Origin of the sequence: Micromonospora sp. CB01531, assembly GCF_001905095.1 — a bacterium.
GTDB lineage: Bacteria > Actinomycetota > Actinomycetes > Mycobacteriales > Micromonosporaceae > Micromonospora.
On sequence record NZ_LWLS01000013.1, the window covers coordinates 34439 to 59199 of the forward strand.

Consider the following 24761-nt stretch of genomic DNA (forward strand, 5'->3'; position numbering starts at 1 on the left):
CTCCTATTCAGAGCGACGTCGTAGCGGCGTCGGTACGGCGGCTGGCGTGCCATGGAAGGACGAAGTACTCGAGCAGTTCCACGACCACGAACAGGACCACGCCGAGCAGCGACATGATGAGCAGCCCGGCGAACAGCGTCGGGGTGTCGAGGTTGCCGTTGGCCTGCAGGATCACGTAGCCGAGGCCCTCGTTGGCGCCGACGAACTCGCCCACCACGGCGCCGGTGACGGCCATCGTGGCGGCGACCTTGAGGCCGGAGAACAGGTGCGGCAGGGCGGCCGGGAAGCGGATCTTCCGGAAGGTCTGGCCGGGGCCTGCGCCCATGGTCGCCGACAGTTGCAGCATCTCCGGGTCGATCGACTTGAGGCCGGTGACCGTGGAGATGACGATCGGGAAGAAGGCCATCAGGACCGCGACGACGACCTTCGGGGTGAGCCCGAAGCCGAGCCACACGATGAACAGCGGCGCGATCGCGATCTTCGGGATGACCTGGGCGAACAGCAGCAGCGGGTAGAGGCTCTTCTCGACCGTCGGGGAGTACACCATCACGACGGCGGAGAGCACGCCGACGACGATGGCGATGGCGAAGCCGAGGATCGTCTCGTAGGTGGTGATCCAGGTGTGGTGGGCGAAGTAGCCGGTCTGGGCGAGGACGACGTCCAGCGTGGTGCCCGGCGCGGGGACCAGGTACGGCTTGACCAGGTCCGCCGCGGTGACCGCCCACCAGGCGACGAAGATGGCCGCGAGGACCGCGGCGGGGCGCCAGGTGCTCTGGACGAACCGGAGCAGGCCGCCGCCGGCCGAACCCCGGCGGCGGGCGGCCGGCGCGGGGGTGCGGGCGGGAGCGGTCGGCTCCCGTTGCTCGATGGTGCTCTGCGCGGCCATGACCCTCCGTTCTCCCTGGCTGGCCGGCGGTTCCGGGTACTCAGCCGCTGGGTAGGCGCGTGCCGTCGGTAGGGCCGAGGACGTCCGGAAACTCCAGGTCTCGGCCCTGAATGCGCTTTCAGTAAGCGCTTTCAGGGTGCTACGGTAACCACGCCGAAATAATCCGGTCAAGAACTTCCGCAGGGGGAAAGTCCATGCAGCCACGGACGCACGTGACCCTGGAAGACGTGGCCAGAGCCGCCGACGTCTCGCTGGCCACGGCCTCCCGGGCACTCAACGGCATGCGGGTGACCCCGCAACTGCGGGACCGGGTGCTGGCGGCGGCCGAGCAGCTGGCATACACGCCGAACGCGCACGCCCGCGCCCTTGCCGGCGCCTCCCACCGCACGGTCGGCGTGATCTGCCACGACGTCAGCGACCCCTACTTCGCCGCCGTCGCCGGCGGCGTCATGCGCATCGCCGGCAACAACGACCTGCTGGTGATGCTGGCCAGCACGTTCCGGGACCCGGAGCGGGAGATCGCGTACGTGTCGATGCTGCGCGCCGAGCGGGCACCGGCCATCCTGCTCATCGGTTCCGGGTTCGAGGACTCGCGCTGGGAGCGGGCCCTGGACGCCGAGCTCAAGCCCTACCTGGAGGGTGGCGGCCGGGTCGCCGTGGTCAGCCGGCACCGCAGCCTGAAGGTCGACAGTGTCCTGCCGGAGAACCGGGCCGGTGCGGCCGCCATGGCCCGCGCCCTGCTCGACCTGGGGCACCGCCGGTTCGCGGTGCTCGCCGGGCCGCCGGCGCTGACCACGGTCGCCGACCGGCTGGGCGGCTTCCGCGACGAACTGAAGAAGGCCGGCGTGTCGCTGGACCCGGCCGACATCGTGGAGGGCCCGTTCACCCGCGACGGCGGATACGGCGCCATGACCGAACTGCTGACCCGCAGGTCGACCGCCACCTGCGTGTTCGCGCTGACCGACGTGATGGCCATCGGCGCCTGCGCGGCCCTGCGCGACCACGGCCTGTCCGTGCCGGACGACATCTCCGTCGCCGGCTTCGACGACATCCCGATCGTCCGCGACCTCACCCCGCCGCTGACCACCGTCGCGCTGCCGTTGCAGCAGCTCGGAGAGAAGGCGATGGAACTGGCGCTGACCGAGAACACCGGGCGGCGCCGCCGGATCCTGCGGATGGGCGGCGAGGTGGTCGTCCGGGCCAGCACCGCCAAGCTGACCTGATCCCACGCGTACGAAAGGCCCACCCGTGACCCCTCTTGCCACTGCCCTGGCCGGGCTGACCATCGACTCGGTCGAGACGTACGCCGTCGCGCTGCCCACCGTGCGCTCGTTCGGGGTGTCCGGCGGATCGGTCGCCGTCGCCGGCACGCCCAGCATCCGCGTCCTGGCCAAGGTCAGCGCCGACGGTGTCGCCGGCTGGGGCGAGGCCACCCCGATCCCCGCCTGGACGTACGAGACCGCCGAATCCATCGTCACCACCATCGACCGGTACCTCGCCCCGGCGGTGCTCGGCCGCCCGGCCTGGGACCTCGACGGGGTGACCGCCGCGTTCGACCGGGCCGTCAACCGGGGCTTCACCATCGGCGCGCCGCTGGCCAAGTGCGCCGTCGACGTCGCGCTGCACGACCTGCTCGGCCGGGCACTCGGCGTGTCGGTCGGGGTGCTGTGGGGGCAGCGCCGCCAGGAGACCATCGAGCTGGGCTGGATCGTCTCCGGGCAGACCGCCGGCGAGGTGGCCGACGCGGTGGCGGAGGGACACGCCCTCGGCTACCGGGCGTTCAAGGTGAAGGTCGGCCTGCACCGCGAGGCCGAGGACGCCGCCGTGGTGCGGGCGGTCCGGGAGGCGGCGCCCGAGGCCGCCCTGTGGGTGGACGCCAACCAGGCGTACACCGTGGACGCGGCGCTGCGGATGGCCCGCCGGCTGGCCGACCTCGACGTCACCGCGTTCGAGCAGCCGCTGCCGGCCAACGACGTCGCCGGGCTGCGCCGGCTGCGGGAGGCCTCGCCGGTGCCGGTCGCGCTCGACGAGAGCCTGCGCCACCCCAGCGACCTGGCCACCTTCGTCAAACTCGACGCGGTGGACGTGGCCATCGCCAAGGTGCAGCGCAGCGGCGGGTTGACGCTGTCGCGGCGGCTGTGCGCCCTGGCCGAGGACTCCGGCGTGCGGCTGATGGGCTCCGGGCTCACCGACTCCGACCTGGGCCTGGCCGCCTCGGTGCACCTGTTCGCGGCATACGGCATCGACACGCCGGTGGACCTCAACGGGCGGCAGTTCCTGGAGTCGTCGTACGCCACCGGGGCGACCGTGCAGGTGCGCGACGGCGTCGCCCAGGTGCCGACCGGGCCGGGGCTCGGCGTGGACGTCGACGAGTCGGTGGTGAAGGAACTCGCCGTCGACGTCCTGGGCAGGTAACCGCCGGCTCAGCCCCGGGCGGCGCCGAGGCCCAGCAGGACGGCCAGCCCGAGGGCGCTGCGCGGGGCGTACGGCACCCGCCAGAGCCCGCCGTGCGCCGCCCCGTACGCCTCGTCCCGCCACGGGTGGTCCTGGGCCGGGCCGCCGCCGGTGCGCAGGTCGTGCACGAGCAGCGCGGCCATCAGAGTGTTGCTGGTGGCCGGGTCGAACACCTCGATGCCGAACCGGTGCGCGCCCGCGTACGCGGCGGCGAGCGCCCGGTTGCGCAGCACCGAGCGGGTACGCGTCGGCGGCGCCACCGTGAACGACACCGTCGCCCCGGCGTCGCGGGCCACCACCGCCCGCCACCGTTGCAGCCGCTTCGCGAGGGCGTAGTTCGGGCCCTGCTGCGGCACGAGGCTGTCGTTGATGCCCGGGTCGGCGCCGGGAGGGTAGTTGCGGTGCAGCAGTCGCCCGCCGGAGAGCCCCCGCAGTGACCGGCGGGCCAGGCCGCGGGCCGCGTACCCCCGCTCGGCGTGCGCGACCGCCGCGGCGGGGACGGCGTACACGTCGGTGGGGGTGGCGAGGAAGGCCAGCGCCAGGTTGTCGCGGCGTTGTTGCAGGTGCCGGGTGAGCGCGTCGACGGCCACGGCGACCCGTACGTTGGTGGCGCCGTCGGCGTAGACGTAGTTGCCGAGCACGAGCCGGCCGTCCACGGCGAGCAGCCACTGCGCGGCCTGCGGCAGCCGGTGCAGCAGGTCCGCGCCGGCGCCTGCGGCGAGGGCTTCGTCGTCGTCGCCGGTGCCGGGGCGCACCGGCAGGTGCAGCCGGCCGCCGTACCGGTGGGCGGTGCGCAGCAGCCGCCGCCAGATGTCCGGCCGGGGCAGGTCGACCGCGACGACGTCGCCGCCCCAGCGCAGCACCGACGGCAGGGGGCCCATCTCGGCGCCGGCGCCGAGCACCACGATCCGCTGGTCGCGCAGGTCGAGCCAGTCCGGGTTGGCGATGACCGCGCGGACCGCCTCGGCGCAGGACGGTTCGATCACGCCGGCGGCCAGCCAGGCGTCGAGCCGGCGGTGCAGCTGATCGCCGCGCAGCCGCTGCCCGCGGTACGGCAGCGACAGTTCCCGCTCGGGCTCGCCGGTGCCGGTGACGGTGGCGGTGTGCAGCGGCGGCTGCCCGGCGCCGGTGGCGAACACCTCGTCCAGCGGGAGTTCCGTGCCGCCCTCCGCGACGACCCGCATCCGGGCGTGCAGGGCGGTCAGGCCGTCGCGGGCGATGGTGACCGCGGCGCCGCGGGAGAGCAGGCCGGCCTCGACGAGCCGGCGGAAGTGGACCAGATAGCCGTGCCGCCAGTTGGTCTCGTGTTCGGCCGAACGCGCGCCGACCGGGTCGACCGCGCGCAGCGCGTCGGCGACGACAGCGCGGCCGAGCGCCGTCGTGCTGCGGGTGCCGTCGGTCTGGGGGAACACCACCCCGGTCGGGCTCTCCACCGGCCACCGCCTCTCTGGCTCCGGCCGTACGCCGGCCGCCGGTGTCACTGTGCCGCATGGGCCGCCGGCCCGCAGCGGGCGGTCGTCGTGGTGGCGGCCGCCGCGCCCGAGCGGTGCTCAGCGTGACAGGACGGCGACGATCTGGTCGTACCCGCGGTCGCGGGCGTGCCGCAGCGCGTCGACGCCGTCCTTGTCGGGCAGGTGGACGTCCGCGCCGGCGGCCACGAGGATCTCCGCGATCTGCTGGTAGGGCTTCGTCCCGTCGCCGAGGAGGACGCATTCCAGCAGGGCGGTCCACCCGAGGTTGTTGACGTGGTTGACGTTGATGCCGGTACCGACGACGCGGCGGACGTAGTCGACGTGGCCGCGCTCGCTCGCCGGGATGATCGAGATGCCGCCGTACCGGTTCACGATCGTGAGGTCCGGCCCCGCGGGCAGCAGGACCTCGAGCATCGGCACGCTGCCGGTCACGCCCGTCACCAGCCACGGGGTGTCGTGCTGGTCGTCGAGCGCGTTCGGGTCCGCGCCCGCGTCGACGAGCACGCGGGCGGCTTCGACGTGGTCGTTCGCGGCGGCCAGCAGCAGCGCCGTACGCTGCCGCGCGTCGCGGGCCTCGCGGTCCGCGCCGGCCGCCAGCGCGTCGCGTACGCCGGCCGCGTCGCCGGCGCTCGCCGCGGCGAGCAGAGCCTTGTCGGCGGGGGTGGTCATGGGGTCCTCCCAGGGTCGGATCGGGTCGGGCCGCGTGCAACCGCCGGCGGCCACGGTGAGGGTGAGGGTGAGCAGGGCCCGCCGTTTCACAGCCGGATCAGCTTCCGCTCGACGGCGGCGTGCACCGCCGCGGTGCGGGAGTCGACGCCGAGCTTGGCGTAGATGTGCACCAGGTGGGTCTTGACGGTGGCTTCGCTGATGAACAGCCGCCGGCTGATCTCCTTGTTGGCGTGGCCGCGGGCGAGCAGCGTGAGGATCTCCACCTCGCGGGCGCTGAGGGTGGTGCGGGGCCCGCGCATCCGGTCCATCAGTCGGGCGGCGACCGGCGGGGAGAGGACGGTCTGTCCGGCGGCGGCGGCGTGCACGGCGCGGAAGAGTTCCTCGGGCGGGCAGTCCTTGAGCAGGTATCCGGTCGCGCCGGCCTCGATCGCGCGCAGGATGTCGTCCTCCGTGTCGTAGGTGGTCAACACCAGGACACGCGGCGGGTCCGGCAGGGCGAGGAGGTGCTCGGTGGCCGCGACCCCGTCGGCTCCGGCGCCGAGTTGGAGGTCCATCAGCACCACGTCGGGGCGCAGGGCGGCGGCCTGTCGGACGGCGTCGTCGGCGGTGGCCGCCTCGGCGACCACGGCCATGTCCGGCCGGCCGCCGAGCAGCGCGCGGAGGCCGGCGCGGACCACCGGATGGTCGTCGACCAGGATCAGCCGCAGCGGGGTGGTCACCGCGCCTCCCGCAGCGGCAGGCTGACGGCGAGCGCGGTGCCCTCACCAGGCGCGCTCTCGACGGTGACCGTGCCGCCGAGGTGCGCTATCCGTTCCCGGACGCCGGTGAGACCGAATCCGCTGGTGACCGAGGGGTCGAACCCGGTTCCGTCGTCGTACACGTCGAGCATCACCTCATCGTCGCCGTAGGTCAGCGTGACGGCGGTGCGGTGGGCGTGCGCGTGGCGGCGGACGTTGGCCAGGGCGCTCTGCGCGACCCGCAGCAGCGCGATCTCGTTGTCGACGCCGAGCGGCACGACCGTGCCCGCCACGGTGAATCGGACCGGGGTGTCGGTGTCCCGCTCGGTCGCCGCGCACAACCGCCGCAGGGCGTCGGTCAACGAGGCGTTGTCGAGTGCCGGCGAGGCCAGCCCGCGGACGAAGCGGCGCGCCTCGGCGAGGTTCTCCCGGGCGGTCGCCGCGGCCTGGCGTACGTGCCCGCGCGCCTGCCCGGGCTCGGTGTCCCATTCCTGGTCGGCCGCCTGCAGCAGCAGGTTCATGCTCGACAGGCCCTGGGCGAGGGTGTCGTGAATCTCCCGGGACAGCCGGGCCCGCTCCGCCAGCGCGCCGGCCTCGTGCTGGCTGCGATTCAGCTCGTCCCGGGTAGCCAGGAGGTCGTCGAGCGCGTGTTGCCGGGCCCGGTTCTGCCGATCCAGTTCGAGGAAGACGGTGGTGGTGATGGCGGCGATGCCCACCGGCCCGAGCAGCAGACTGGGATCGAACCGGTCGGCCAGCCGGATCTGCGCGATCACGACCGCGGCGGTCAGCACTCCGACCAGCGGCCAGACCGCGCGTTGCGGCAGTTGACGCAGGCCCAGGAAGAACAGCGGGATCGCGCACCAGGCGAAGCTCGGCGCGACGAGCACCAGGGTGAGGAACGCGACGACCACCGCCGCGAACCGGACGCCCGGTGTGAACCACCCCAGCTCGTTCACCGCGTACGCGGCCAGCAGTACCGCGGCCAGCGTCAGCACGCCGACGGTTGCGCCACCCCCGCCGTGGTACGCCACGTAGCGGGAGGCGGAGGCGGCCAGCAGGAGCAGGAATCCCCACCGCATCGCCAGGCGCAGCCGGTCCTCCCGCATCACCGCACCTCCCGCACGCACCCGCCTGATCTTGACAAAGGCCCAGCGTACGGCAGGTCTCCGACGGGCGAATCAACCATCTGATGTATCCCGCTTGGATCCGGTGGGCCATGCCCGCACCGCCGGTCACGACCAGGCTGGGGGACGTCACCTCGACCCTGACCTGGAACCAGAGGAGTACTGCGATGATCAACGTCCGCCGTCGGGCCACGCTCGGCCTGATCGCCGGCGCCGTGGGTGTGGCCACCGCCACCGGCGTCACCCTCAACGCCAACGCCGCCGAGTCCGCGGCCCCCCGCGCCGCCGCAGCCGCCGGCAAGAACCAGGTGGTCGCCAACCCGTCGCTCGACATCGACGCGGCGCTGCGCGCGGCGGAGGTGACCCTCAAGGCGGCGGAGAAGGGCGGGCACCGCGTCACCGTCGTGGTCCTGGACCGGTCGGGCGACGTGCAGGTGCAGCTCAAGGGTGACGGTGCGGGCCCGCAGACGGCCGAGTCCGCCACCCGTAAGGCGTTCACCGCCGCCTCCTTCGGGCAGCCGACGTCCGCGCTCGCCGGCCGGGTCACCGGTCCGGGTGCCACGCTGCGCGACATCCCCGGAACGTTGTTCCTCGCCGGTGGCGTACCGGTGACCGTCGACGGCCAGGTCGTCGCGGCCATCGGCGTCGGCGGCGCGCCCTCCGGCGACCTCGACGAGCAGTACGCCAACGCCGGGGCGAGCACCCTGCGCTGACCCCCGTCACCACGGCGCAGGGCTGGGGTTTCCGGACCTCGGTCCTGCGCCGTCCCGCCCGTCGGCATCGGGCGCGGTTGGCCGGGGCAGGTCACGTCTTGCATACGGGACGGTCACGACGTTCACGCTTGTGTATCGGCTCGGCCACGACGGGATCCGTCGGACCGTCCAGCTGCGTCAATGACCGGGACGGATCCGACGCGGCTGCGCCGGATCGCCCGCCCCAGCCTGCCCGGGAGGAACCGATGGTCCACATGCGACGATCGCTGCTGCTGGCCGCGCTCGCCCTCACGATGACGGTCACCGCCTGCTCCGCCGGTGGCGCACAGCGCGGCGACACGGCGCACGGGCCGGTCCGCCAGCACGACGGCACACCCCGGTCGGGTGAGGCCGAAACGGCGACGGAGGACGACTCGCGCTCCACCTTCGGCGTTGACGTCGACACCGCCTCGTACGGCTACGCCCGCCGGCTCATCATGGACGGGCAGCTGCCCGAGCGGACCGCGGTGCGGCCCGAGGAGTTCGTGAACTCGTTCCGGCAGGACTACCCCGAGCCGGCCGGCGACGGCTTCGCCGTACACGTCGACGGCGCGCGGCTGCCGGAGTCCCACGAGGCGGCCGGGGAGGTCCGGTTGATGCGGGTCGGCCTGCAGACCCGCGCGGAGGACGCGGAGAGCCGTCCCGACGCCGCCCTCACCTTCGTCGTCGACGTCTCCGGATCGATGCGCGAGCCCGGGCGGCTCGATCTGGTGAAGGACGCGCTGCACACCCTTGTGGACCAGTTGCGCCGTACCGACTCGATCGCCGTCGTGGCGTTCAGCGACGAGGCCCGGGTGGTGCGGGAGATGACCCGGCTGTCCGACGCCGACGAGCTGAACGACGCCATCGATTCGCTCCGCACCCAGGACAGCACGAACCTCGAAGCCGGCCTGGTGCTCGGCTACCGGGTGGCCCGCGACGGATTCCGACCGGGCGCGACGAACCGGGTGATCGTGCTCTCTGACGGGCTCGCCAACGTCGGCCGGACCGAGGCGGAGCCGATCCTGCGCCGGGTACGCGACGAGGCCGAGAAGGAGATCGCCCTGCTCGGCGTGGGGGTCGGCAGCGAGTACGGCGACGAGTTGATGGAGCAACTCGCCGACAAGGGCGACGGCTTCGTGGTGTACGCCAGCGAGCGGGACCAGGCTCGGAAGGTGTTCGTCCGGCAGTTGCCGGCGACGTTGAGCGTCCGGGCGCTCGACGCCAAGGTGCAGGTCAGCTTCGAACCGGCCGTCGTGCGGTCCTACCGGCTCATCGGGTACGACAACCGGGCGATCAGCGACGAGGACTTCCGCGACGACCGCGTCGACGGCGGCGAGGTCGGTCCCGGGCACAGCGTCACGGCGCTCTACGCCGTCCGGCTGGCCGACGGGCCGCCCCCGTCGGCCCGGGTCGCCCGCGTGCAGGTGCGCTGGACCGACCCGACGAACCAGGCGCCCGCCGAGGCGTACGAGTCGGTGACCGTCAGCGACCTGAACCGGGCGTTCGGCAAAGCGTCGCCACAGCTGTGGACCTGCTACGCGGCGGCCTATTTCGCGCAGTCGCTGCAGGGCGGCCCGTACGGCCGGGAGGTGCGCCTGGGCGACCTGGCGACGATCGCGGAGCGGGCGGCCGCCGCCAGCGAGGACCCGGAGGTGGAGGAGTTGGCGCGGGTGATCCGGCTCGCCGAGAAGATCCGCTGATCCCCACATCGCATCCCCGTGCCCGCCAAGGTCAGGCGTCGTCCACGGGGATGCGATGGATCAGTTCGGGAGCGATCACCGCCGGAACCAGGTGCGGCTCGCAGGTCAGGAAGTACGCGTCGTGCCGCAGTGCCGCCCACACGGCGTGGGCACGGGCCAGGTCGCCCTTGGTCAGGCGCACCGTGGTGGCGGCCTGGGCCGCATCGGGGGCGGACAGCGGCAGCACCGCCACGCCGGGCAGAGTGGCCAGCACGCCGAGCCGGGCGGCCGCCGGTCGGTCACTGGTCTGCGCGTACGCCTCGAGCAGCGCGACGGTGGGCAGGCCCAGGTAGGCACCCTCGTCGGCGATGTCGACCAGCAGCTCACCGACGTGCACGTGGCCGCGGGAATAGGAAAGTATGGCGGAGGCGTCCAGGATCGCCCGGATCTCGATGTCGTCAGCGGGCATCAGGCAGCAGCCGCGGAGTCAGTCTCGGGCCAGGTGCCGTCCCGGAGCATGTCGCGGCGTCGCGCGTTCTCCGCCCGCTGCTCGGCGGTGAGGGGAGGCAGTTTTCCGCGTACCCGGGCCACCCCGTCGTCCGTCACGTCGATGCCGACGGCACGCAGCATCGCGGCCGTCGCGGCGGCCCGGTCCATGCGGGCCCGCAGCGCGTCGGCGACCGCCGCCGAGGCGTTGTCCTCCCGCTCCAGGTAGGCCGCTACGTCGTCCGGCAGGCTGACCGTCACCCGCTTCGTCATACTCGGATCATACTGCCGCGCGGGCGTGCCACGCGCGTCCTGCCGCGGCCGGGGTCAACGTGCCGTCTTCGCGTACTCCCGCGGCCGGGTGCGCTCGGCGTCGACCCCGACCAGCTCGGCGAAGCGCGGGTCGACGGCGAGCAGCGGGCGCGGCCCGAACACCGCCATCGCGGTCAGCAGTTCCTCGGCGCCCCGCTCGCTCCACGCGGGCCGCCGCTCCGGCGCCAGCTCCGCGTACGTGCGGCGCTGCCGGCGCAGCAGCCGCCGCGCGGCCGCACCGGTCTCCGGCACCTCGCACAGCCACCAGCCGCCGAGCACGGTGGCCAGGCAGCACAGCAGCAGCCCCACCACGGACGCCGGCCCGCCGGCCGTGCGCCCCTCGACCGCGCTGTCCACCAGCCGGGTCACCCCGACCGCGGCGACCGCGAACAGCGGCAGGGTGCCCAGCGCCAGGCGCCGCCGCTGACCCGGGGTGAGCAGCCAGCCGTCGCGGACCAGCCGGCCCACCAGCCGGCGCAGCGCACGACCCACGCCGGGATCGGCGAGCACGGCGGCCCAGGTCTGCGGCCGGCGCAGCGCGGCGTGCAGGGCGCGCACCAGCGGGGCGGACCCGGGCGGCGGCGGCCCGTCCACCGACAGGGTGGCCAGCTCACCGAGCTGCACCACGCCGGCCCGGCGCAGCGCGGCCACACCCACCTGGCAGGCCAGTCCGGCCCGATCGGTGAGGTACGCCAGCTCGACGGTCGACACCGGCTCGCCCCGGGTCCGCCATCCGACCAGCGCTCGCACGGACAGGGCTATCGCGAGGGCCCCGGCCACCCCCACGACGTAGTCGAGGAGGAAGACCGGACCGCTGACACCCCAGAGCATGCCGACAAGTATTCACGGTGCCCGAGCAGGCTCAGCCGGCGTGGCGTACCTCGATGTCCCAGAGCTGCGACCACGGCCGCCGCAGCCCCCGGCAGACGTAGACGGGCAGGCCGTTCTCGTCGTTGTCGACGTCGACCCGCTGGTCGATCCGGCCGGCCTCGGTGACCTCGGTGAACCAGCCCCGCAGCTGGTCGGGGCGGGCCCAGCCGACCGCGATCACCACGTCGGCGTCCTCTGGCGGGCGGCCGAATCCGGCCATGCTGTTGTGCCCTGAGTACGCCCGCGGCAGGCCCCGTTGCGGCCCGTACCGGGCCACCGCGCCCGCCTCGCCGTAGTTGCCGGTGAGGATCACCGCGCGGGTCCGCTGCTCCGGCGGCAGGCCGCGGTGCACGGCGGCGAGCGAGTCGGCGAAGGCCGGCCAGCCGATGGTCTCGCCGGCGTCGTAGTTGACGTCGACCACGAAGCCGGGCAGCCGGTCGGCCGGCAGGGTGGGCAGCAGCAGGACGGCGCTGCCGGACACCGCCACGGCCGCGCCGGCGGCGAGCAGCGCCCGCCGGGCGAGCACCGCGCCCCGGCCGGCCCACTCGGCGGTGACGACCGCGCCGGCGGCGGTGACCGCCAACAGCAGCGGGGCGTCGTAGTAGCCCTTGCCGCCGGCGAGCAGCACGATCGCGAACACCACCAGCCAGGCCCAGCCGATCGCCCGGTACGCCCGCCAGGCCGGCCGGCGCAGCAGCGCCACCAACCCGGCGACCCAGATCGGCACCGCATACGGGCTGATGATGACCAGTTGCAGCTGCAGCGCGTCCAGCCGGCCGCTGTAGGAGCTGTCGCCACCGGCGATCGCGGACGCCACGGACAGCTGAGGGAAGCCGTGCGCGGCCTGCCAGAGCAGGTAGGGCGCGGCGAGCACGACGACGATGCCGGCGGCGGCGTACACCCACCGGTCGCGCAGCAGCCGGCGTGGCCCGCCGATCGCCACCCCGGCCAGCAGGCCCACGGCGAGCAGGGCGGGCAGCAGCTTGTTCAGCATGCCGACGCCGAGCGCCAAACCGACGCCGAGGGCCCAGCGGGTGTCGCCGGTGCGCAGCATCCGCACCGCGCACCAGGCGGCGCCGAGCCAGACCAGCAGGTCGACGGTGGTGGTGCTGAGCAGATGCCCGGGGGCGAGCACGATGCCCGCCACCGCGGCGAGGAACGCGGCGAATAGTTGCGCGCCCCGGCCGCCGCCGAACTCCCGGGCGATCGCCGCGACCACCACGACCGCCGCGCCGGCGATCAGCGCCGACGGCGTACGCAGCACCACCAGGTTGCCGGGCGCGAGGGTGTCCAGCAGCCGGGCCAGGGCCGGCACCAGCGGACCCTGGTCGACGTACCCCCAGTCGAGGTGCCGGCCGCAGAGCAGGAAGTACAGCTCGTCGCGGTGGTAGCCGTACCGGCCGGCGAGCAGCAGCAGCACGGCGCTGACCGCGCCGCCGACCAGCCACGGCCCGACGGTGCGGGGACCGGCCGGCGACGGTGCGGCCACCTCGGGCGGCGCCTCGCTACGGTCCAGGTCGGTGGCGGGTTCGACCATGTGCCCATGATGGTGCAGGCTGCCGACGCGTGCGGCCCCGTCCAGCGGCCGGCGGATCACAGTTCGGGCACGGGCGCCAGAAAACCGGGTCGCCGCGCGGCGGGCGGGCTCACTAGCGTGCCCGGCATGCTGATCCGGGAGTTCACCGAGGCCGACTGGGCGCAGGTCTGGCCGATCGTCGAGGACGTCATCACCGCCGGGGAGACCTTCCCGTACGACCCGGCCTGGCCCGCGGAGGTCGCGTACGACGTGTGGGTGGAGCGGCCGCCCGGCCACACGGTGGTCGCCGAGGCGGACGGCACGGTGCTGGGCACCGCGAAGATGGGCACCAACCGGCCCGGCCCCGGCGCGCACGTGGCCACCGCCAGTTTCATGGTGGCCGCGCACGCCCGCGGCCGCGGCGTCGGCCGGGCCCTGACCGAGTACGCCCTGGCCTGGGCCCGCCGCCGGGGCTACGCCGCGATGCAGTTCAACGCCGTGGTGGAGAGCAACATGGCGGCCGTGGCGCTGTACCGGCGGCTCGGCTTCGCGGTGATCGGCACGGTGCCGGAGGCGTTCGCGCATCCGACTCTGGGCCGGGTCGGGTTGCACGTGATGCACCGTCCTTTGTGATCGTGGGCGACCACGGGTGGATGGAAGCTGAGCCGATCGAGCTGGCAGCCGCCTAGGGGCACCGGCGCTGACCGGTCCGGTCAGCGCCCCACCGGCACCTGCGCCACTGGCGCGGGCGGGGCGTCGACCGGCCAGCGCAGCCGGCGTACGCCGGGGACGGCGGCGGTGCCGGCGCAGGCGAGCAGCACCAGCACGCCGGCCACGGCGAGGGGCGTCGACGGCCCCCAGGCGCGGGCGGCGAGCGGGGCGAGGGCGTACCCGACCGGCATGGCGCCCAGCGACATCAGCCAGTCGTACGAGGTGACCCGGGCCAGCACGTCGGGCCGGAACTGGCCCTGCACCACGGTCTCCCAGACCGGGTTGAGGAAGCCGAGCGCGACCAGCGCGAGGCAGTACGCGGCGATGCTCACCGGGGCGGGCGCGGCGGCGGCGAGCAGGAGCAGCGGCGCCGCGTACGTGGCCAGGGCCAGGTTGCCGAGCAGCACCGGCCGGGCGGGGCGTACCCGGGCGGCGAGCAGCGACCCGAGCAGCAGGCCGACCGCGCCGCCCTGCTGCAGCAGCACCCAGACGCCCTCCCCGCCGAGGCGGTCCACGGCGACCACCGGACCGACGGTGAGCAGCACCGCCGCGGCGCCGTTCCACACGCCGTGCGCGAGCAGGCTGCTCCAGTACCAGTCGCGGGCGCGGACCTCCCGCCAGCCGAGCGCCAAGTCGGCGCGGAGCGACCGGTGTGGGACGGCGACGTGCCGGACCCGGATGACCGACAGCAGGGCGGCGCTGACCGCGAACGAGGCCGCGTCCAGCACGAACGCCCAGCCCGGGCCGGCGGTCCAGACCAGCAGGCCCGCCAGGGCGGGGCCGGCGAGCCGGCTGGCGTTGGCGGTGACGCCCATCAGCGCGTTGGCCCGCTGCCGCCCGTCGGCGTCGACGGTGCCGGCGACGAGCGGGGACGCGGTGGGCATGGCGAAGGCCGAGGCCGCGCCGCCGACGGCGGAGGCGACCGCGAGGTGGAGCAGCGCGGGGGCGTCGCCGAGCAGTTCGACACCGACGACCAGTTGGGCGGCACAGCGCACCAGGTCGGTCACGAGGGCCACCCGGCGGGCGTCGAACCGGTCGGCGACCACGCCGCCGAGGGGGAGCAGCAGCAGCCGCGGCACCATGGCGCAGCCCAGCACCACCGCGAGGGCGCTGGTCGAGCCGGTGGCGCGGAGCACGGCCAGGGCGAGGGCGGTGGGGACGACGGCGTCGCCGAGGGTGGAGACGGTACGGCCGAGGAAGAGCAGGCGGAAGGCGCGGAGCCGGAGGGGGTGTGTCACCCCGGCAGGATACTTAGACGTCGAATATTTCGACAACGAATATTTCGACGACGCCGTACCGTGGGGCGGGTGATCGACCGCGACCGTACCGACCAGCACGTGGCGCGCTGGCTGCCCGTCCTGCCCGACCTCGACCCCGACGTGGAGAGCGCGGTCACCCGGATGTCGGCCCTCACCCGGCACCTGCGCGAGGTGAAGGACCGGGCCCTCGCCGACCTGGACCTGCAGGAGAAGGAGTACGGCACCCTGCACGCCCTGGCCGGACGCGGTGGCCGGGCCGCCCCCTCGGAGATCGCCGGTGACCTGCGCATGGCGCCCGCCTCGATCACCGCCCGGGTGGACGCGCTGGTCCGCCGGGGGTTCGTCCGGCGGATCCCCTCGCCGGTGGACCGGCGGCGGATCGACGTCGAACTGACCGAGGCCGGCCGGACGGCCTGGCGGCGCGCGCTCGGGGTGGTCGGCGACGAGGAGCACCGGGTGCTCGGCGCGCTCACCCCGCAGGAGCGGCGGTTGCTGGCGGACCTGCTGCGCCGGGTCACCCTCGCCGCCGAGCGCCCGCCGGTTCGCCCCTGACCGGCGCCTCGGGCGGGCGAAAGCCGTTTGACGGTGCGGTGAGGATCGAGCGGTGACGACCTGGACGACCAGTCCCGCCCCACCCCACGCCCCCGATGCGGCGATCCTGCTGCGCGAATACATGGCGGAGATGGTCCGCCGCTGGCACGGCCGGCCGGAACGGCCGGCGGAGGTGACCGAGGCGCTGGCCGAGATGCCCAGCGACGACCTCGCGCCGCCCACCGGGCTGCTCGTGCTGGCCCGCCACGACGGACAGCTCGCCGGCTGTGCCGGCCTGCGCTGGCGTTCCCGCTGGGCGGAACTCACCCGGGTCTACGTCCGCCCCGCGCACCGCGGCACCGGCGGCGGGGCCGCCCTGCTGGCCGCCGTCGAGGCGTACGCCCGGTCGGGCGGGGCGGACCGGCTCCGGCTGGACACCCGCGCCGACCTGGTCGAGGCCCGTGCCCTGTACGCCCGCCACGGCTACCGCGAGATCCCCGCGTTCAACGGCGGCCCGTACGCCCAGCACTGGTTCGAGAAGCTGCTGCCGGCCCGGGTCGACGACGCGGTCGCCCCACGCTGAACGGGGTCAGTCCGACTCACCGGTTGAGGCGTCCGGGGCGGCGGCGCCCACCGGTGTCTGCACCGGGTAGAGCCGGGCCAGGGCGTGGGCGGTGGCGGCCAACCGCTCCCGCAGCTCGGCCGGCGCCAGCACCTCCACCTCCGCGCCCAGCTTGAGCAGTTCGGTGTGGGCGTGCTTCACCGACTCGATCGGCACGCTGGTCTCCAGCCAGCCGTGCTCGTCCGGCTCGCCGGCCGCGGCCCGGGCCGCCCGGCTCATCTCGGGCGGGAAGACGTACTGCGCGAACTCCAGCGCGGCCACCGTCATCCGCACCCGGGCCTGCCCGCGGTAGACGTCCCGTTCGTACCGCGCGGTCCACTCCTGCCAGTACCCGGCCAGGTCGAAGTCCGCCGGTCGCGCGTACGACTCGTCGCGCACCACCAGGTCGAGCACCGCGCCGACCCGGTAGGTGCGCAGCTGCTCGCCGCACCGGGCCACCAGATACCAGCGGCCCGCCTTGAGCACCACGCCCAGCGGGGCCACCACCCGGGTCACCTCGCGCGGGGCCCGCCAGCGCCGGTAACGGATCTCCACCAGCCGGTCCTCCCACACCGCCCGGGCCAGCGTGGCCAAATGCGGGGTGGGCTCGGGCTGGCGGAACCAGCCCGGCGCGTCCAGATGGAACCGCTGCCGCACCTGACCGCTCCGGTCGGCCAGCTCGTCGGGGAGCGCGGCGAGCACTTTCAGCTCGGCCGCGGCCACCACTTGACCGAGGCCCAGCTCGGCGGCCGGGCCGGGCATCCCGGCCAGGAACAGCGCCTCCGCCTCCGGCGCGGTCAGCCCAGTCAGCCGGGTCCGGTAGCCCTCCAGCAGTCGGTACCCGCCGGCCGGGCCGCGGTCGGCGTACACCGGGACGCCGGCGGCGCCGAGTGACTCGACGTCGCGGTAGACCGTCCGGACGGAGACCTCCAGGGCGTCGGCGAGCTCCTGGGCGGTCATCCGCCCGCGGGTCTGCAGGAGCAGCAGCAGGGACACCAGGCGGCTGGCACGCACCCGGTGACGGTATCCCGTACCGGAAAACCGCTGGTGGCCCGCCCAGGTGGCGGAATGGTGTGATCTTCGTCGGATTCCCGTCGGGCGCGCCTCGTCGCGATTCCGCCCGCCGGCTGAGAGCCTTTCTCACGTGCTGCGTCCCGAGGTGCTGCCCCGCGGGTCGGTGCGGCCCGCCCTGACCGGCGGGCCGGCCGACTTCACCGAGGCGTGGCTGCGGAACCGGCGGCTGTCGGAGCACACCCGGGACGCGTACCGGCGCGACGTGGCCGGCTGGCTGACCTGGTGCGCCGGCCGGGGCCTCGACCCGCTGCGGGCCACGTTCCTCGACGTCAACGCCTACGGCCGGGAGCTGGAGGCCACGCTGGGCGTGCGCAGCGGCCGGCCGCTCACCCCGGCCACCGTCGCCCGCCGCCTGTCCGCGCTGTCCAGCTGGTACGACTTCCTGGCCAAGCTGCGCGCGGTCGACGCCAACCCGGTCGCCGCCGCCGACCGTCCGCGGGTCGACCGGGACCACTCCGCCACGGTCGGCCTGACCCCGGAGGAGGTCGACGCGCTGCTCGCGGCCGCCGAGGCGGACACCGGCCCGACCGCCGCCCGCAACCGGGCCGCCATCGCCCTGCTGGCCGACCTGGGCCTGCGGGTCGGTGAGCTGATCTCGCTGGACCTGACCGACCTGGGCGCGGAGCGCGGGCACCGCAGCGTCCGGTTCGTCGGCAAGGGCGGCAAGGTCCGCCGCCGCGCGCTCACCCCCGGCACCGCGTACGCGGTGGACGCCTACCTGGCCGCCCGGGCCGCCGCGCAGGGGGTGACCGTGCCCGAGCTGACCGGGCCGCTGCTGGTCACCGGCAGCGGCGCCCGGCTGGACCGGCATTCGGTGTTCCGGCTGGTGCGCCGGCTCGCCCGGGTCGCCGGAATCCCCGCCTGGGCGAAGCTGTCCCCGCACTCGCTGCGGCACGCGTTCGCCACCACCGCCCGGGCCGAGGGCGTGCCGCTGGAGGACGTGCAGGACGCCATGGGGCACGCCGACCCGCGCACCACCCGCCGCTACGACCGGGACCGGCACAACCTGGACCGGGATCCCGCGTACGTCATCTGGGCCGCCCGGTCCCGACGGCGGGGATGAGCCGTTGACGGAGTGCCTCAGCGAGGTGGCCGCGATCCCGCTCGATCAGCCTCTCGGCGACCGGCTCACCGCCGCCGGCACGGCCCTGCGCGCGCACCTCGACCGGATCGGCGCGGTGCTCCGGCGGTCCGCGGTGAGTGACGCCACCGCCTGAGGAGCCAGGTCACCCGCCGGCAGCTGGCCTCCCGTGCTCGGCGCCGCGGTGTCCGGTCCCGGGCGCGGCGGCCTTGCGGTCGGTGTGCCCGCCCGGGTATCGGCTGACGAGCTCGGCGCCGATGCGGGCGAGCTCGTCCTGGACGGAGCGGGGTTCGACGACTTCGATCAGCGCGCCCCAGCCGGCGAGGTGCCGGGCGATGTCCAGTGGGGTCGGGGCGGCGAGGCGGACGTGGACCCGCCCCCGGTCGGGTTCGCCGTCGGTGTGGCAGTGCCGGCCGAACTGGTCACGCAGGATCGGCACGAACCGTTCCTGGATGAGCACGGTCGCCCAGGTACTCGAACGCCGCTGTTCGATCTCGTCGACGACCTCCTGCCAGGCGGCGGTGAGGACGAAGTCGTCCGGGCGTTCGGCAGGCTGATCGGTCGGTGCGGCCTGGATGATCCGGTCGATGCGGAAGGTCCGTCGTCCTCGGTCGGTTCCCGCCAGCAGGTACCAGGTGTCGTCCTTGTCGACCAGGCCCCACGGATCGACCAGCCGCTCCGCCGGTTCCCGATCGCGGCCGGCGTAGGTCAGGCGGATCTTGCGGCGCCGGACCACGGTGGTCTGCAGCAGGTCGACCATCGCGGGTCTGGGACGGTCCCGCTCGCCCCACCCCGCGGGGTCGATCATCGTCGCGGCGGTGGCGGCCTCGGCGTCGGCCCGGAAGGTCCGCGGCAGCGCGCCCAGAAGTTTGCGCAGCGCCGCTCTGGCCTCGGGCGAGACGGCGGCGGGGCCGACGAGCAGGAACAGCGCCTGCGCCTCGGCCGCGGTCAGGCCGCTGAGGTCGGTGCGGGCGCCGCCGACCAGTGACCAACCGCCACCGCGGCCGGGCTGCGGATAGACCGGGACGCCCGCCGCCGCGAGCGCCTCCAGGTCCCGGCGGGCGGTGGCGACCGACACCTCGAGGTCGGCGGCCAGGTCGGCCGCGGTCACGCGGCCACGGATCTGCATCAGCAGCAGGACGGCCACGAGACGATCGGCGCGCATGATCCAGGATCCTCCCACAAACTGCTCAGAAGATGAGCACTTTGAGGCGGAGGATGGCTGGTGTCACCGATCAAGAAGGGAATCCTCCGATGCTGCGAGGCCTCACCACCGTCAGCTTCTTCGCCGACGACGTCACCGCTGCCGCCCGCTGGTACGCCGAACTGCTCGGGATCGAGCCGTACTTCACCCGTCCGGTCCAGGGGACGCCCGCCTACGTCGAGTTCCGCATCGGCGACCAGCAGCACGAACTCGGCATCATCGACCGCCGTTTCGCCCCCCGCCCGAGCCTGCAGGAGGCCGGCGGCGCGGTGATCTACTGGCACGTGGACGACGTCGAGGCCGCATTCGAGCGGCTGTTGTCCCTGGGCGCCACGGCCTACGAGAAGCCGGTCCAGCGCGGTCCCGGCTTCGTCACCGCCTCTGTGGTCGACCCGTTCGGCAACATCCTCGGCGTCATGTACAACGAGCACTACCTGCAGATGGTGGGCCGATGACGCACCTCGCGGCGGCCGCCGGACGGGAGTCGTCGACGGACACGTCCAGAGCGCGCCCTGCGCACCCGAGAACGGGCGGGCCGATCAGCGCCGGCCGGTGCCTCGCTGCCGGGCGTCGTAGTCGCGGCGGGCCTGGTCGACCTGGTCGAGGTTGACGGCCGACCACTCGGCGAGGGTGGCGAACAGCGGCGCGAGGCTGCGCCCCAGCTCACTGATCTCGTATTCGACGCGCGGCGGGACCTCGGGGTGGTAAGTGCGTACGACCAGGCCGTCGCGCTCCAACTGCCGCAACCGTTGGGTGAGCACCTTCGGGGTGATGGTGGTCAGGCGGCGTTCCAGTTCCACGAACCGTTGCCGCCCGTACTCGTGCAGCGCCCAGAGGATCGGGGTGGTCCAGCGGCTGAACACGATGTCGACCACCGGCGCGATCGGGCAGGCCTGCTCGGGGTCGAGCGCCACCGGGGACCCCGGTGCGGTGGTGCTGCTCACAATCGCCTCCCGGCCCATTACTTTCCTATAGGTACCTACTATATCCAGGCAACTAGCGTCCTGAGGTGTCGAGAGAGCACACCGAAAGGAAGCAATCATGATCGTGGTGACGGGAGCGACGGGGAACGTCGGGCGGCCGCTGGTGCAGGCGTTGGCCGCGGCCGGGGAGCCAGTGACGGCGGTGTCGCGGCAGGTCGCGACGGCCGACCTGCCGGCCGGCGTCCGGGCCGTGCCCGCTGACCTGGCCGCGCCGGCCGACCTGAAGCCGGCGCTGCACGGCGCGGAGGCGCTGTTCCTGCTGCTCACCGGAGAACTGCTGGCGGCCGACCCGAACGAAATCCTCGCCGCCGCCCGCGACGCCGAGGTGCGCCGGGTGGTCCTGCTCTCCTCCCAGGGGGTGGTCAGCCACCGCTACCCGCCGCAGATCGAGGAAGCGGTGACGGCGTCCGGCCTGGAGTGGACGGTGCTGCGGCCCAGCGGCTACCACACCAACGCCTTTGCCTGGGCGGAGACGGTGCGCGGCACGCGGGCCGTCTCCGCGCCCTTCGGTGACGTCGGTCTGCCGTTCGTGGACCCGGCCGACGTCGCCGAGGTCGCCGCGGTGACCCTGCGGCACGACGGCCACGGCGGCGCCACGTACGAACTGACCGGCCCGGAGCTGATCACGCCCCGCCGGCAGGCGGCGGCGATCGGCGACGCGCTCGGTGAGCCGGTGCGGTTCGCCGAGCTGAGCCCGGCCGAGGCCCGCGCGCAGATGCTGCAGTTCATGCCCGAGCCGGCCGTGACCGCCACGCTCGGCATCCTGGGCGCCCCCACGCCGGCCGAGCAGCGGGTCAGCCCCGACGTCGAGCGGCTGCTCGGCCGGGCGCCGCGTACCTTCGCCGACTGGGCGGCGCGACACGTGGCCGCCTTCCGGTGACCGGCCCACCGGCTCGCCGGGCGGTGGTGGCCCGACGAGCCGGTCGGCCGCGGCTCAGCCCTGTGGGCGCGGGCAGATGCAGAACGGCTGGCCGATCGGGTCGATCAGCACGGTCCACCGCTCGCCGCCCGGCTGGAACTCCGGCTTGGTCGCGCCGGCCGCCACGAACTCCTTCTCGGCGACGGTCAGGTCGGCGACGTACACGTCCAGGTGGTAGCGCTTGCCGGCGGTTTCGTCCGGCCAGACCGGCGGCGTGTATCCGTCGACCAGGCCGAAGCCGATCGACGTCCCGTCCTTGCTGATCATGGCGTATTCGGCCTGGCTGTGGGTGACCTCCCAGCCCAGGACGCGGGAGTAGAACCCGGCGTGGGCGGCCGGGTCGGAGCTGTCGAGGTTGACCATCGCGAGGTCGGCGTGCACTGTCATGCCGACCATCCTGTCGCCAGATCCTGACATCCTCTGGCAGGTACCGGTCGGCTCTTTCAGCAGAGCAGCTCCAGGTGCCGGTGGGCGTCGGCGGCGATGTCCTCGTGCCGCAGCCGGCGTCGGGCCCAGAGCCAGGCCGCCGTCTCGGCCTGCTCGTCGCCCCACGCGGCGTGTTCAACCAGCAGCGCGGTGATGAGCGCGTACGCGGCGCGCAGCGCCAGCCCACGCGCCCCGGCGACCACCTCGACGGCGGCCGGGTCGGCGGTCACCTCGGCGAGCCGGGTGCGCAGCTCCTCGGTCACCGCCGCCAGGGTGTCGGCCAGGGCGGGGGAGAGCGGGCGGGCCAGGTCGACGGCGGCGGCCAGCCGGCGCAGCAGCGGCGCGCCGGCGTCCTCCCGGGCGACCGCGCGCAGCACGTCCAGGGCGAGCACGTTGGTGGTGCCCTCCCAGATCGGCAGCACCTGCGCGTCGCGCAGCAGCCGCGGCACCCCGGTGTCCTCGACGTAGCCGGCGCCGCCGAACGCCTCGACATACTCGCTGGCGGAGGCCACGGCGAGCCGCCCGGTGGCGAGCTTGGCCAGCGGCGCGACCACCCGCAGCTCGGCGGCCGCGTCCGGGTCGCCGCCGACCTCGACCCGCCCGAGCAGCGCGAACGCGTGCCCGGCGAGGACGAACGCGCCGGCCGCGTCCACGGCGAGGGCGCCGAGGGTGGCCCGGTGCAGCGGCGACTCGATGAGCCGGCCGCCGGCCACCTGCCGGCCCTCGGCGTACGCGTGGGCGAACGCCAGGCCGCGGCGCATGCCGGAGGCGGCGGCGGAGGCGTTGTGCACCCGGGTCACCACGACCAGGGTCATCGCCCGGACCAGCCCGGGCACGGCCGGGTCACCGAGCGGCAGCGCGTACGCGTCGCGCAGCCCGATCTCGGCGGTGGGCAGCGCCCAGGTGCCGAGTTTGTCCTTGAGCCGGTGCACGGTCACCCCGGGCGCCGGCGTGTCGGGGGCGGCGGAGGCGCCGGCCAGCGGCGAGTCGGCGGCGTAGCGGGGCACCAGGAACGGCGCGAGGACCCGGCTGCCCCGCCCGGCGCCGTCGGGCCGGGCCAGGGCCACCGCCATCGGCGAGTCGGCGGCGGAGCAGAACCATTTCTCCCCGGTCAGCCGCCACGACCCGTCGGCGGCGGGCCGGCCGATGGTGCTGGACCGGGACAGGTCGGAGCCGCCCTGCGACTCAGTCATCCACTGCCCGCTGACGATCGCGGTGTCCGGGTCGGTGGAGATGAGCCGGGGCAGCCAGGCCTCGCGTACGGCCCCGTCGACCTCGGGGAGGCTGAGCAGCGCGGCGGCGCCGTCGGCCATGGCGACCGGGCAGGAGAAGGTGGCGGACTCCGGGGCGTACAGGTGCAGCAGGGCGTGCTGGACGACGCGGGCGGCGGCCCCCCAGGTGCCGCGCGCGGACTCCAGATAGGGCAGCGCGACCACGGCGTGCCGGGCGGCGGCGGCCCGCTGGGCCTGCCAGCCGGCCGAGGTGTCGATCCGGTCGACGCGGGCGCCCCACGGGTCGTACCGGACCAGGGTGGGCGGGTGCGTCTCGGCGTCGGCGTGCGCGGCCCGCAGCGGCCCGGCGACGTCGGCGGCCAGGTCGGCCAGCCGGCCCTTCGCCGCGGCGTGTCCGGCCGGGCCGAGGTGCCGCTCCAGCCAGGACCGCAGCAGCGGGTCCCCGCTGTACGGGTCGTCGGGGGTCGGTGCCGGCTGCACGTAGCGGGTCATGCTCACTCCTTCGAGGGGTGTGGGCCGACGGTAGACGATGCCGCCACCGACGCGACAGGGTCAATGTGGCTGCGCGGTGACGTAACGGGCACATACGGTCGATCCCGATGGGCAAGGAGCAGGCGTGGAGCCGGCCGGCCCGGCCCCGCCGGCCGGTCCGCAGCGGTCTGGTGCTGGCCGGCCTCGGACTGGGCCTGTGCCTGATCGGCGTGGCCGGTCTGGGCGTCTGGAACGTGCAGATGATGCTGCAGGCCAACGGCCCGGTCCGCGACACCGCCGACGCGTTCCTGCGGGAGGTGGCGTCGGGGGACACCGACAAGGCGTACCAGAAGCTGTGCCGGGACGCGCGCAGCCGGTGGAGCGCGGTCGGCTTCGGCAGCTGGGTGCGCACCCCGCCGCAGGTCAGCGGCTACGAGATCACCGACGTGTCGGTGGCCACCGAGCGTGGCATCCCGCGCGCCACGGTGAAGGCGCGGCTAACCCGCGACGGCGGCGCCAGCGAGGAGCGCACCCTGCGGGTGGTGCAGGAGGACGGCAAGTGGCGGGTGTGCGGGGACCCGTTCTGACCTCAGCGCGGGCCGAGGTCACCGGAGCGGTAGTGCCGGCGGCAGAGCACCTGGTAACGCACGTCGGCGTCGTCCACGGTATCGCCGATGACGACCTGCTCGCCCTCGCGGACCACCCGCCCGTGCACGACCCGGGCGTTGAGCAGCCCTTCCCGGCCGCACCAGCAGAGCACCTCGATCTGGATACGGGCCACCTCGTCGGCGAGTTCGAACAGCCGCTGCGCTGCCGGGAAGAGGCAGGAGCGGAAGTCGGTGGCCAGGCCGAACGCGTACACGTCGACGTCGTACTCGTCGACCAGTTCGGCCATCTGCTCGACGTGCTCCAGGTTGTAGAAGGAGGCCTCGTCGCAGATCAGGTAGTCGACGCGTATCCCGTCGGCGAGCGCGTCGCGGACCAGGTCGCGCAGGTCGAGCTCGTCGGTGACCTCGATGGCGGCGTGCGCCAGGCCGATGCGGGTGGTGACCTGCGGGCCGAGCGACCGGTCGATGCGGGTGGTGACCAGGCCACGGCGGCCCTGCCGGGCGTGGTTGTAGTTCATCTGCAGGGCCATCGTGGACTTGCCGCAGTCCATCGGCCCCCAGAAGAACTTCAGCGCGGCGGCGTGCAGCGGCCGCCCGTCGCCGCCACGGGCGGCGGCGCAGCCGCCGGCACGGTCGGTGCCGGGGCCGGAGAGGGGCCGGGCCAGGCAGATCGGGGCGGCGGCGTTGTCGGTCACGTCGGGGCAGCCTAGTCCATCGACGCG

At 74.4% G+C, this 24761-nt stretch carries 28 protein-coding genes; 12 read left to right on the top strand and 16 right to left on the bottom strand.

Annotated features, from left to right (window positions below):
* Nucleotides 1–7 precede the first annotated feature (7 nt).
* Nucleotides 8–886, bottom strand: a complete 879-nt coding sequence (locus A6A27_RS04180; protein ID WP_073833089.1) for an ABC transporter permease — start codon at nucleotides 884–886, stop codon at nucleotides 8–10.
* A gap of 194 nt (nucleotides 887–1080) precedes the next feature.
* On the opposite strand from A6A27_RS04180, the gene A6A27_RS04185 reads away from it, so the two are divergent.
* Both A6A27_RS04185 and A6A27_RS04190 read left to right on the top strand, forming a co-directional pair.
* Nucleotides 1081–2109 carry a LacI family DNA-binding transcriptional regulator gene (locus A6A27_RS04185; protein ID WP_073833090.1) on the top strand — a complete coding sequence of 343 codons (1029 nt, stop codon included), beginning with the start codon at nucleotides 1081–1083 and terminating at the stop codon, nucleotides 2107–2109.
* A gap of 25 nt (nucleotides 2110–2134) precedes the next feature.
* Entirely contained in the window at nucleotides 2135–3301 is a 1167-nt protein-coding gene (locus A6A27_RS04190) for a mandelate racemase/muconate lactonizing enzyme family protein (protein ID WP_073833092.1), read from the top strand.
* Nucleotides 3302–3309: 8 nt separating this feature from the next.
* Here A6A27_RS04190 and A6A27_RS04195 read toward each other — a convergent pair whose 3' ends face one another.
* The 4 genes from A6A27_RS04195 to A6A27_RS04210 all read right to left on the bottom strand — a co-directional run bounded on the left by A6A27_RS04195 (nucleotide 3310) and on the right by A6A27_RS04210 (nucleotide 7324).
* The gene (locus tag A6A27_RS04195) at nucleotides 3310–4773 is read right to left on the bottom strand and encodes a hypothetical protein (RefSeq protein ID WP_143193872.1); all 1464 of its coding nucleotides are present in this window, start codon (nucleotides 4771–4773) and stop codon (nucleotides 3310–3312) included.
* 117 nt (nucleotides 4774–4890) lie between these two features.
* Nucleotides 4891–5571, bottom strand: a complete 681-nt coding sequence (locus tag A6A27_RS04200; protein ID WP_241825063.1) for an ankyrin repeat domain-containing protein — start codon at nucleotides 5569–5571, stop codon at nucleotides 4891–4893.
* Nucleotides 5568–6200, bottom strand: coding sequence for a response regulator (locus tag A6A27_RS04205; protein ID WP_073833094.1), 633 nt, complete (start codon nucleotides 6198–6200; stop codon nucleotides 5568–5570). The genes A6A27_RS04200 and A6A27_RS04205 overlap by 4 nt, the downstream gene beginning before the upstream one ends.
* Entirely contained in the window at nucleotides 6197–7324 is a 1128-nt protein-coding gene (locus A6A27_RS04210; protein WP_073833095.1) for a sensor histidine kinase, read from the bottom strand. The genes A6A27_RS04205 and A6A27_RS04210 overlap by 4 nt, the downstream gene beginning before the upstream one ends.
* Before the next feature lie 185 nt (nucleotides 7325–7509).
* On the opposite strand from A6A27_RS04210, the gene A6A27_RS04215 reads away from it, so the two are divergent.
* Together A6A27_RS04215 and A6A27_RS04220 are read left to right on the top strand one after the other, a co-directional pair.
* Complete coding sequence (locus A6A27_RS04215; RefSeq protein WP_073833097.1) at nucleotides 7510–8055, top strand: GlcG/HbpS family heme-binding protein; 546 nt, start codon at nucleotides 7510–7512, stop codon at nucleotides 8053–8055.
* A 254-nt stretch (nucleotides 8056–8309) separates the two neighbouring features.
* Nucleotides 8310–9776: a vWA domain-containing protein gene (locus tag A6A27_RS04220; RefSeq protein ID WP_198940182.1), complete on the top strand. Its 1467-nt coding sequence runs from the start codon at nucleotides 8310–8312 to the stop codon at nucleotides 9774–9776.
* A 31-nt stretch (nucleotides 9777–9807) separates the two neighbouring features.
* Here A6A27_RS04220 and A6A27_RS04225 read toward each other — a convergent pair whose 3' ends face one another.
* From A6A27_RS04225 to A6A27_RS04240, 4 genes are read right to left on the bottom strand one after another with little or no spacing between them, the layout of a single operon-like run.
* On the bottom strand, nucleotides 9808–10224 hold the full coding sequence (locus A6A27_RS04225; RefSeq protein ID WP_073833100.1) for a hypothetical protein: 417 nt from the start codon (nucleotides 10222–10224) through the stop codon (nucleotides 9808–9810).
* Nucleotides 10224–10514: a hypothetical protein gene (locus A6A27_RS04230; RefSeq protein ID WP_073833101.1), complete on the bottom strand. Its 291-nt coding sequence runs from the start codon at nucleotides 10512–10514 to the stop codon at nucleotides 10224–10226. Before A6A27_RS04230 ends, A6A27_RS04225 begins: the two co-directional genes overlap by 1 nt.
* 54 nt (nucleotides 10515–10568) lie before the next feature.
* Complete coding sequence (locus tag A6A27_RS04235) at nucleotides 10569–11384, bottom strand: TIGR04222 domain-containing membrane protein (RefSeq protein WP_073833103.1); 816 nt, start codon at nucleotides 11382–11384, stop codon at nucleotides 10569–10571.
* Nucleotides 11385–11415: 31 nt separating this feature from the next.
* Complete coding sequence (locus A6A27_RS04240) at nucleotides 11416–12960, bottom strand: glycosyltransferase family 39 protein (RefSeq protein ID WP_073833275.1); 1545 nt, start codon at nucleotides 12958–12960, stop codon at nucleotides 11416–11418.
* 126 nt (nucleotides 12961–13086) lie between these two features.
* On the opposite strand from A6A27_RS04240, the gene A6A27_RS04245 reads away from it, so the two are divergent.
* Nucleotides 13087–13572: a GNAT family N-acetyltransferase gene (locus A6A27_RS04245; RefSeq protein WP_073833104.1), complete on the top strand. Its 486-nt coding sequence runs from the start codon at nucleotides 13087–13089 to the stop codon at nucleotides 13570–13572.
* 80 nt (nucleotides 13573–13652) lie between these two features.
* Here the strand turns inward: A6A27_RS04245 and A6A27_RS04250 are convergent, their stop codons facing one another.
* Nucleotides 13653–14888: an MFS transporter gene (locus A6A27_RS04250; RefSeq protein ID WP_073833106.1), complete on the bottom strand. Its 1236-nt coding sequence runs from the start codon at nucleotides 14886–14888 to the stop codon at nucleotides 13653–13655.
* 69 nt (nucleotides 14889–14957) lie between these two features.
* On the opposite strand from A6A27_RS04250, the gene A6A27_RS04255 reads away from it, so the two are divergent.
* Together A6A27_RS04255 and A6A27_RS04260 are read left to right on the top strand one after the other, a co-directional pair.
* A complete protein-coding gene (locus tag A6A27_RS04255; RefSeq protein ID WP_073833276.1) occupies nucleotides 14958–15461 on the top strand; it encodes a MarR family winged helix-turn-helix transcriptional regulator in 504 nt (167 codons plus the stop codon).
* A gap of 52 nt (nucleotides 15462–15513) precedes the next feature.
* A complete protein-coding gene (locus tag A6A27_RS04260; RefSeq protein ID WP_073833107.1) occupies nucleotides 15514–16023 on the top strand; it encodes a GNAT family N-acetyltransferase in 510 nt (169 codons plus the stop codon).
* Nucleotides 16024–16029: 6 nt separating this feature from the next.
* Here A6A27_RS04260 and A6A27_RS04265 read toward each other — a convergent pair whose 3' ends face one another.
* On the bottom strand, nucleotides 16030–17055 hold the full coding sequence (locus A6A27_RS04265; RefSeq protein WP_073833108.1) for a helix-turn-helix transcriptional regulator: 1026 nt from the start codon (nucleotides 17053–17055) through the stop codon (nucleotides 16030–16032).
* Nucleotides 17056–17185: 130 nt separating this feature from the next.
* Between A6A27_RS04265 and A6A27_RS04270 the strand changes: the two genes are divergently transcribed.
* On the top strand, nucleotides 17186–18178 hold the full coding sequence (locus A6A27_RS04270) for a tyrosine-type recombinase/integrase (protein WP_073833109.1): 993 nt from the start codon (nucleotides 17186–17188) through the stop codon (nucleotides 18176–18178).
* Between the two features lie 4 nt (nucleotides 18179–18182).
* Entirely contained in the window at nucleotides 18183–18332 is a 150-nt protein-coding gene (locus A6A27_RS44100) for a hypothetical protein (RefSeq protein WP_158073941.1), read from the top strand.
* A gap of 9 nt (nucleotides 18333–18341) precedes the next feature.
* On the opposite strand, the gene A6A27_RS04275 is transcribed toward A6A27_RS44100, so the two are convergent.
* Nucleotides 18342–19361 (bottom strand): helix-turn-helix transcriptional regulator, encoded by a 1020-nt coding sequence (locus A6A27_RS04275; RefSeq protein WP_083672415.1) that lies wholly within the window; start codon nucleotides 19359–19361, stop codon nucleotides 18342–18344.
* A gap of 89 nt (nucleotides 19362–19450) precedes the next feature.
* Between A6A27_RS04275 and A6A27_RS04280 the strand changes: the two genes are divergently transcribed.
* Nucleotides 19451–19855: a VOC family protein gene (locus tag A6A27_RS04280; protein ID WP_073833111.1), complete on the top strand. Its 405-nt coding sequence runs from the start codon at nucleotides 19451–19453 to the stop codon at nucleotides 19853–19855.
* A gap of 84 nt (nucleotides 19856–19939) precedes the next feature.
* On the opposite strand, the gene A6A27_RS04285 is transcribed toward A6A27_RS04280, so the two are convergent.
* Nucleotides 19940–20344 (bottom strand): winged helix-turn-helix transcriptional regulator, encoded by a 405-nt coding sequence (locus A6A27_RS04285; protein ID WP_241825064.1) that lies wholly within the window; start codon nucleotides 20342–20344, stop codon nucleotides 19940–19942.
* A gap of 97 nt (nucleotides 20345–20441) precedes the next feature.
* Here A6A27_RS04285 and A6A27_RS04290 point away from each other — a divergent pair, with 97 nt between their 5' ends.
* The gene (locus tag A6A27_RS04290; RefSeq protein ID WP_073833114.1) at nucleotides 20442–21263 is read left to right on the top strand and encodes an SDR family oxidoreductase; all 822 of its coding nucleotides are present in this window, start codon (nucleotides 20442–20444) and stop codon (nucleotides 21261–21263) included.
* A 54-nt stretch (nucleotides 21264–21317) separates the two neighbouring features.
* Here A6A27_RS04290 and A6A27_RS04295 read toward each other — a convergent pair whose 3' ends face one another.
* Together A6A27_RS04295 and A6A27_RS04300 are read right to left on the bottom strand one after the other, a co-directional pair.
* Nucleotides 21318–21689, bottom strand: coding sequence for a VOC family protein (locus tag A6A27_RS04295; protein ID WP_073833277.1), 372 nt, complete (start codon nucleotides 21687–21689; stop codon nucleotides 21318–21320).
* Nucleotides 21690–21745: 56 nt separating this feature from the next.
* Complete coding sequence (locus A6A27_RS04300; RefSeq protein ID WP_073833116.1) at nucleotides 21746–23452, bottom strand: acyl-CoA dehydrogenase family protein; 1707 nt, start codon at nucleotides 23450–23452, stop codon at nucleotides 21746–21748.
* A 107-nt stretch (nucleotides 23453–23559) separates the two neighbouring features.
* Between A6A27_RS04300 and A6A27_RS04305 the strand changes: the two genes are divergently transcribed.
* On the top strand, nucleotides 23560–24018 hold the full coding sequence (locus tag A6A27_RS04305; RefSeq protein ID WP_073833118.1) for an Rv0361 family membrane protein: 459 nt from the start codon (nucleotides 23560–23562) through the stop codon (nucleotides 24016–24018).
* 2 nt (nucleotides 24019–24020) lie between these two features.
* Here A6A27_RS04305 and A6A27_RS04310 read toward each other — a convergent pair whose 3' ends face one another.
* The gene (locus A6A27_RS04310; protein ID WP_073833120.1) at nucleotides 24021–24734 is read right to left on the bottom strand and encodes a thymidine kinase; all 714 of its coding nucleotides are present in this window, start codon (nucleotides 24732–24734) and stop codon (nucleotides 24021–24023) included.
* Nucleotides 24735–24761 lie beyond the last annotated feature (27 nt).

Excerpts from the sequence above, each read along its gene's own strand:
- A6A27_RS04290 (WP_073833114.1), top strand. The coding sequence starts at position 20,442 with ATGATCGTGGTGACGGGAGCGACGGGGAACGTCGGGCGGCCGCTGGTG.
- A6A27_RS04185 (WP_073833090.1), top strand. The coding sequence starts at position 1,081 with ATGCAGCCACGGACGCACGTGACCCTGGAAGACGTGGCCAGAGCCGCC.
- A6A27_RS04180 (WP_073833089.1), bottom strand. The coding sequence starts at position 886 with ATGGCCGCGCAGAGCACCATCGAGCAACGGGAGCCGACCGCTCCCGCC.
- A6A27_RS04230 (WP_073833101.1), bottom strand. The coding sequence starts at position 10,514 with ATGACGAAGCGGGTGACGGTCAGCCTGCCGGACGACGTAGCGGCCTAC.
- A6A27_RS04305 (WP_073833118.1), top strand. The coding sequence starts at position 23,560 with ATGGGCAAGGAGCAGGCGTGGAGCCGGCCGGCCCGGCCCCGCCGGCCG.
- A6A27_RS04240 (WP_073833275.1), bottom strand. The coding sequence starts at position 12,960 with ATGGTCGAACCCGCCACCGACCTGGACCGTAGCGAGGCGCCGCCCGAG.
- A6A27_RS04245 (WP_073833104.1), top strand. The coding sequence starts at position 13,087 with ATGCTGATCCGGGAGTTCACCGAGGCCGACTGGGCGCAGGTCTGGCCG.
- A6A27_RS04275 (WP_083672415.1), bottom strand. The coding sequence starts at position 19,361 with ATGCGCGCCGATCGTCTCGTGGCCGTCCTGCTGCTGATGCAGATCCGT.
- A6A27_RS04225 (WP_073833100.1), bottom strand. The coding sequence starts at position 10,224 with ATGCCCGCTGACGACATCGAGATCCGGGCGATCCTGGACGCCTCCGCC.
- A6A27_RS04295 (WP_073833277.1), bottom strand. The coding sequence starts at position 21,689 with ATGACAGTGCACGCCGACCTCGCGATGGTCAACCTCGACAGCTCCGAC.
- A6A27_RS04280 (WP_073833111.1), top strand. The coding sequence starts at position 19,451 with ATGCTGCGAGGCCTCACCACCGTCAGCTTCTTCGCCGACGACGTCACC.
- A6A27_RS04235 (WP_073833103.1), bottom strand. The coding sequence starts at position 11,384 with ATGCTCTGGGGTGTCAGCGGTCCGGTCTTCCTCCTCGACTACGTCGTG.
- A6A27_RS04300 (WP_073833116.1), bottom strand. The coding sequence starts at position 23,452 with ATGACCCGCTACGTGCAGCCGGCACCGACCCCCGACGACCCGTACAGC.
- A6A27_RS04220 (WP_198940182.1), top strand. The coding sequence starts at position 8,310 with ATGCGACGATCGCTGCTGCTGGCCGCGCTCGCCCTCACGATGACGGTC.
- A6A27_RS04210 (WP_073833095.1), bottom strand. The coding sequence starts at position 7,324 with ATGCGGGAGGACCGGCTGCGCCTGGCGATGCGGTGGGGATTCCTGCTC.
- A6A27_RS04215 (WP_073833097.1), top strand. The coding sequence starts at position 7,510 with ATGATCAACGTCCGCCGTCGGGCCACGCTCGGCCTGATCGCCGGCGCC.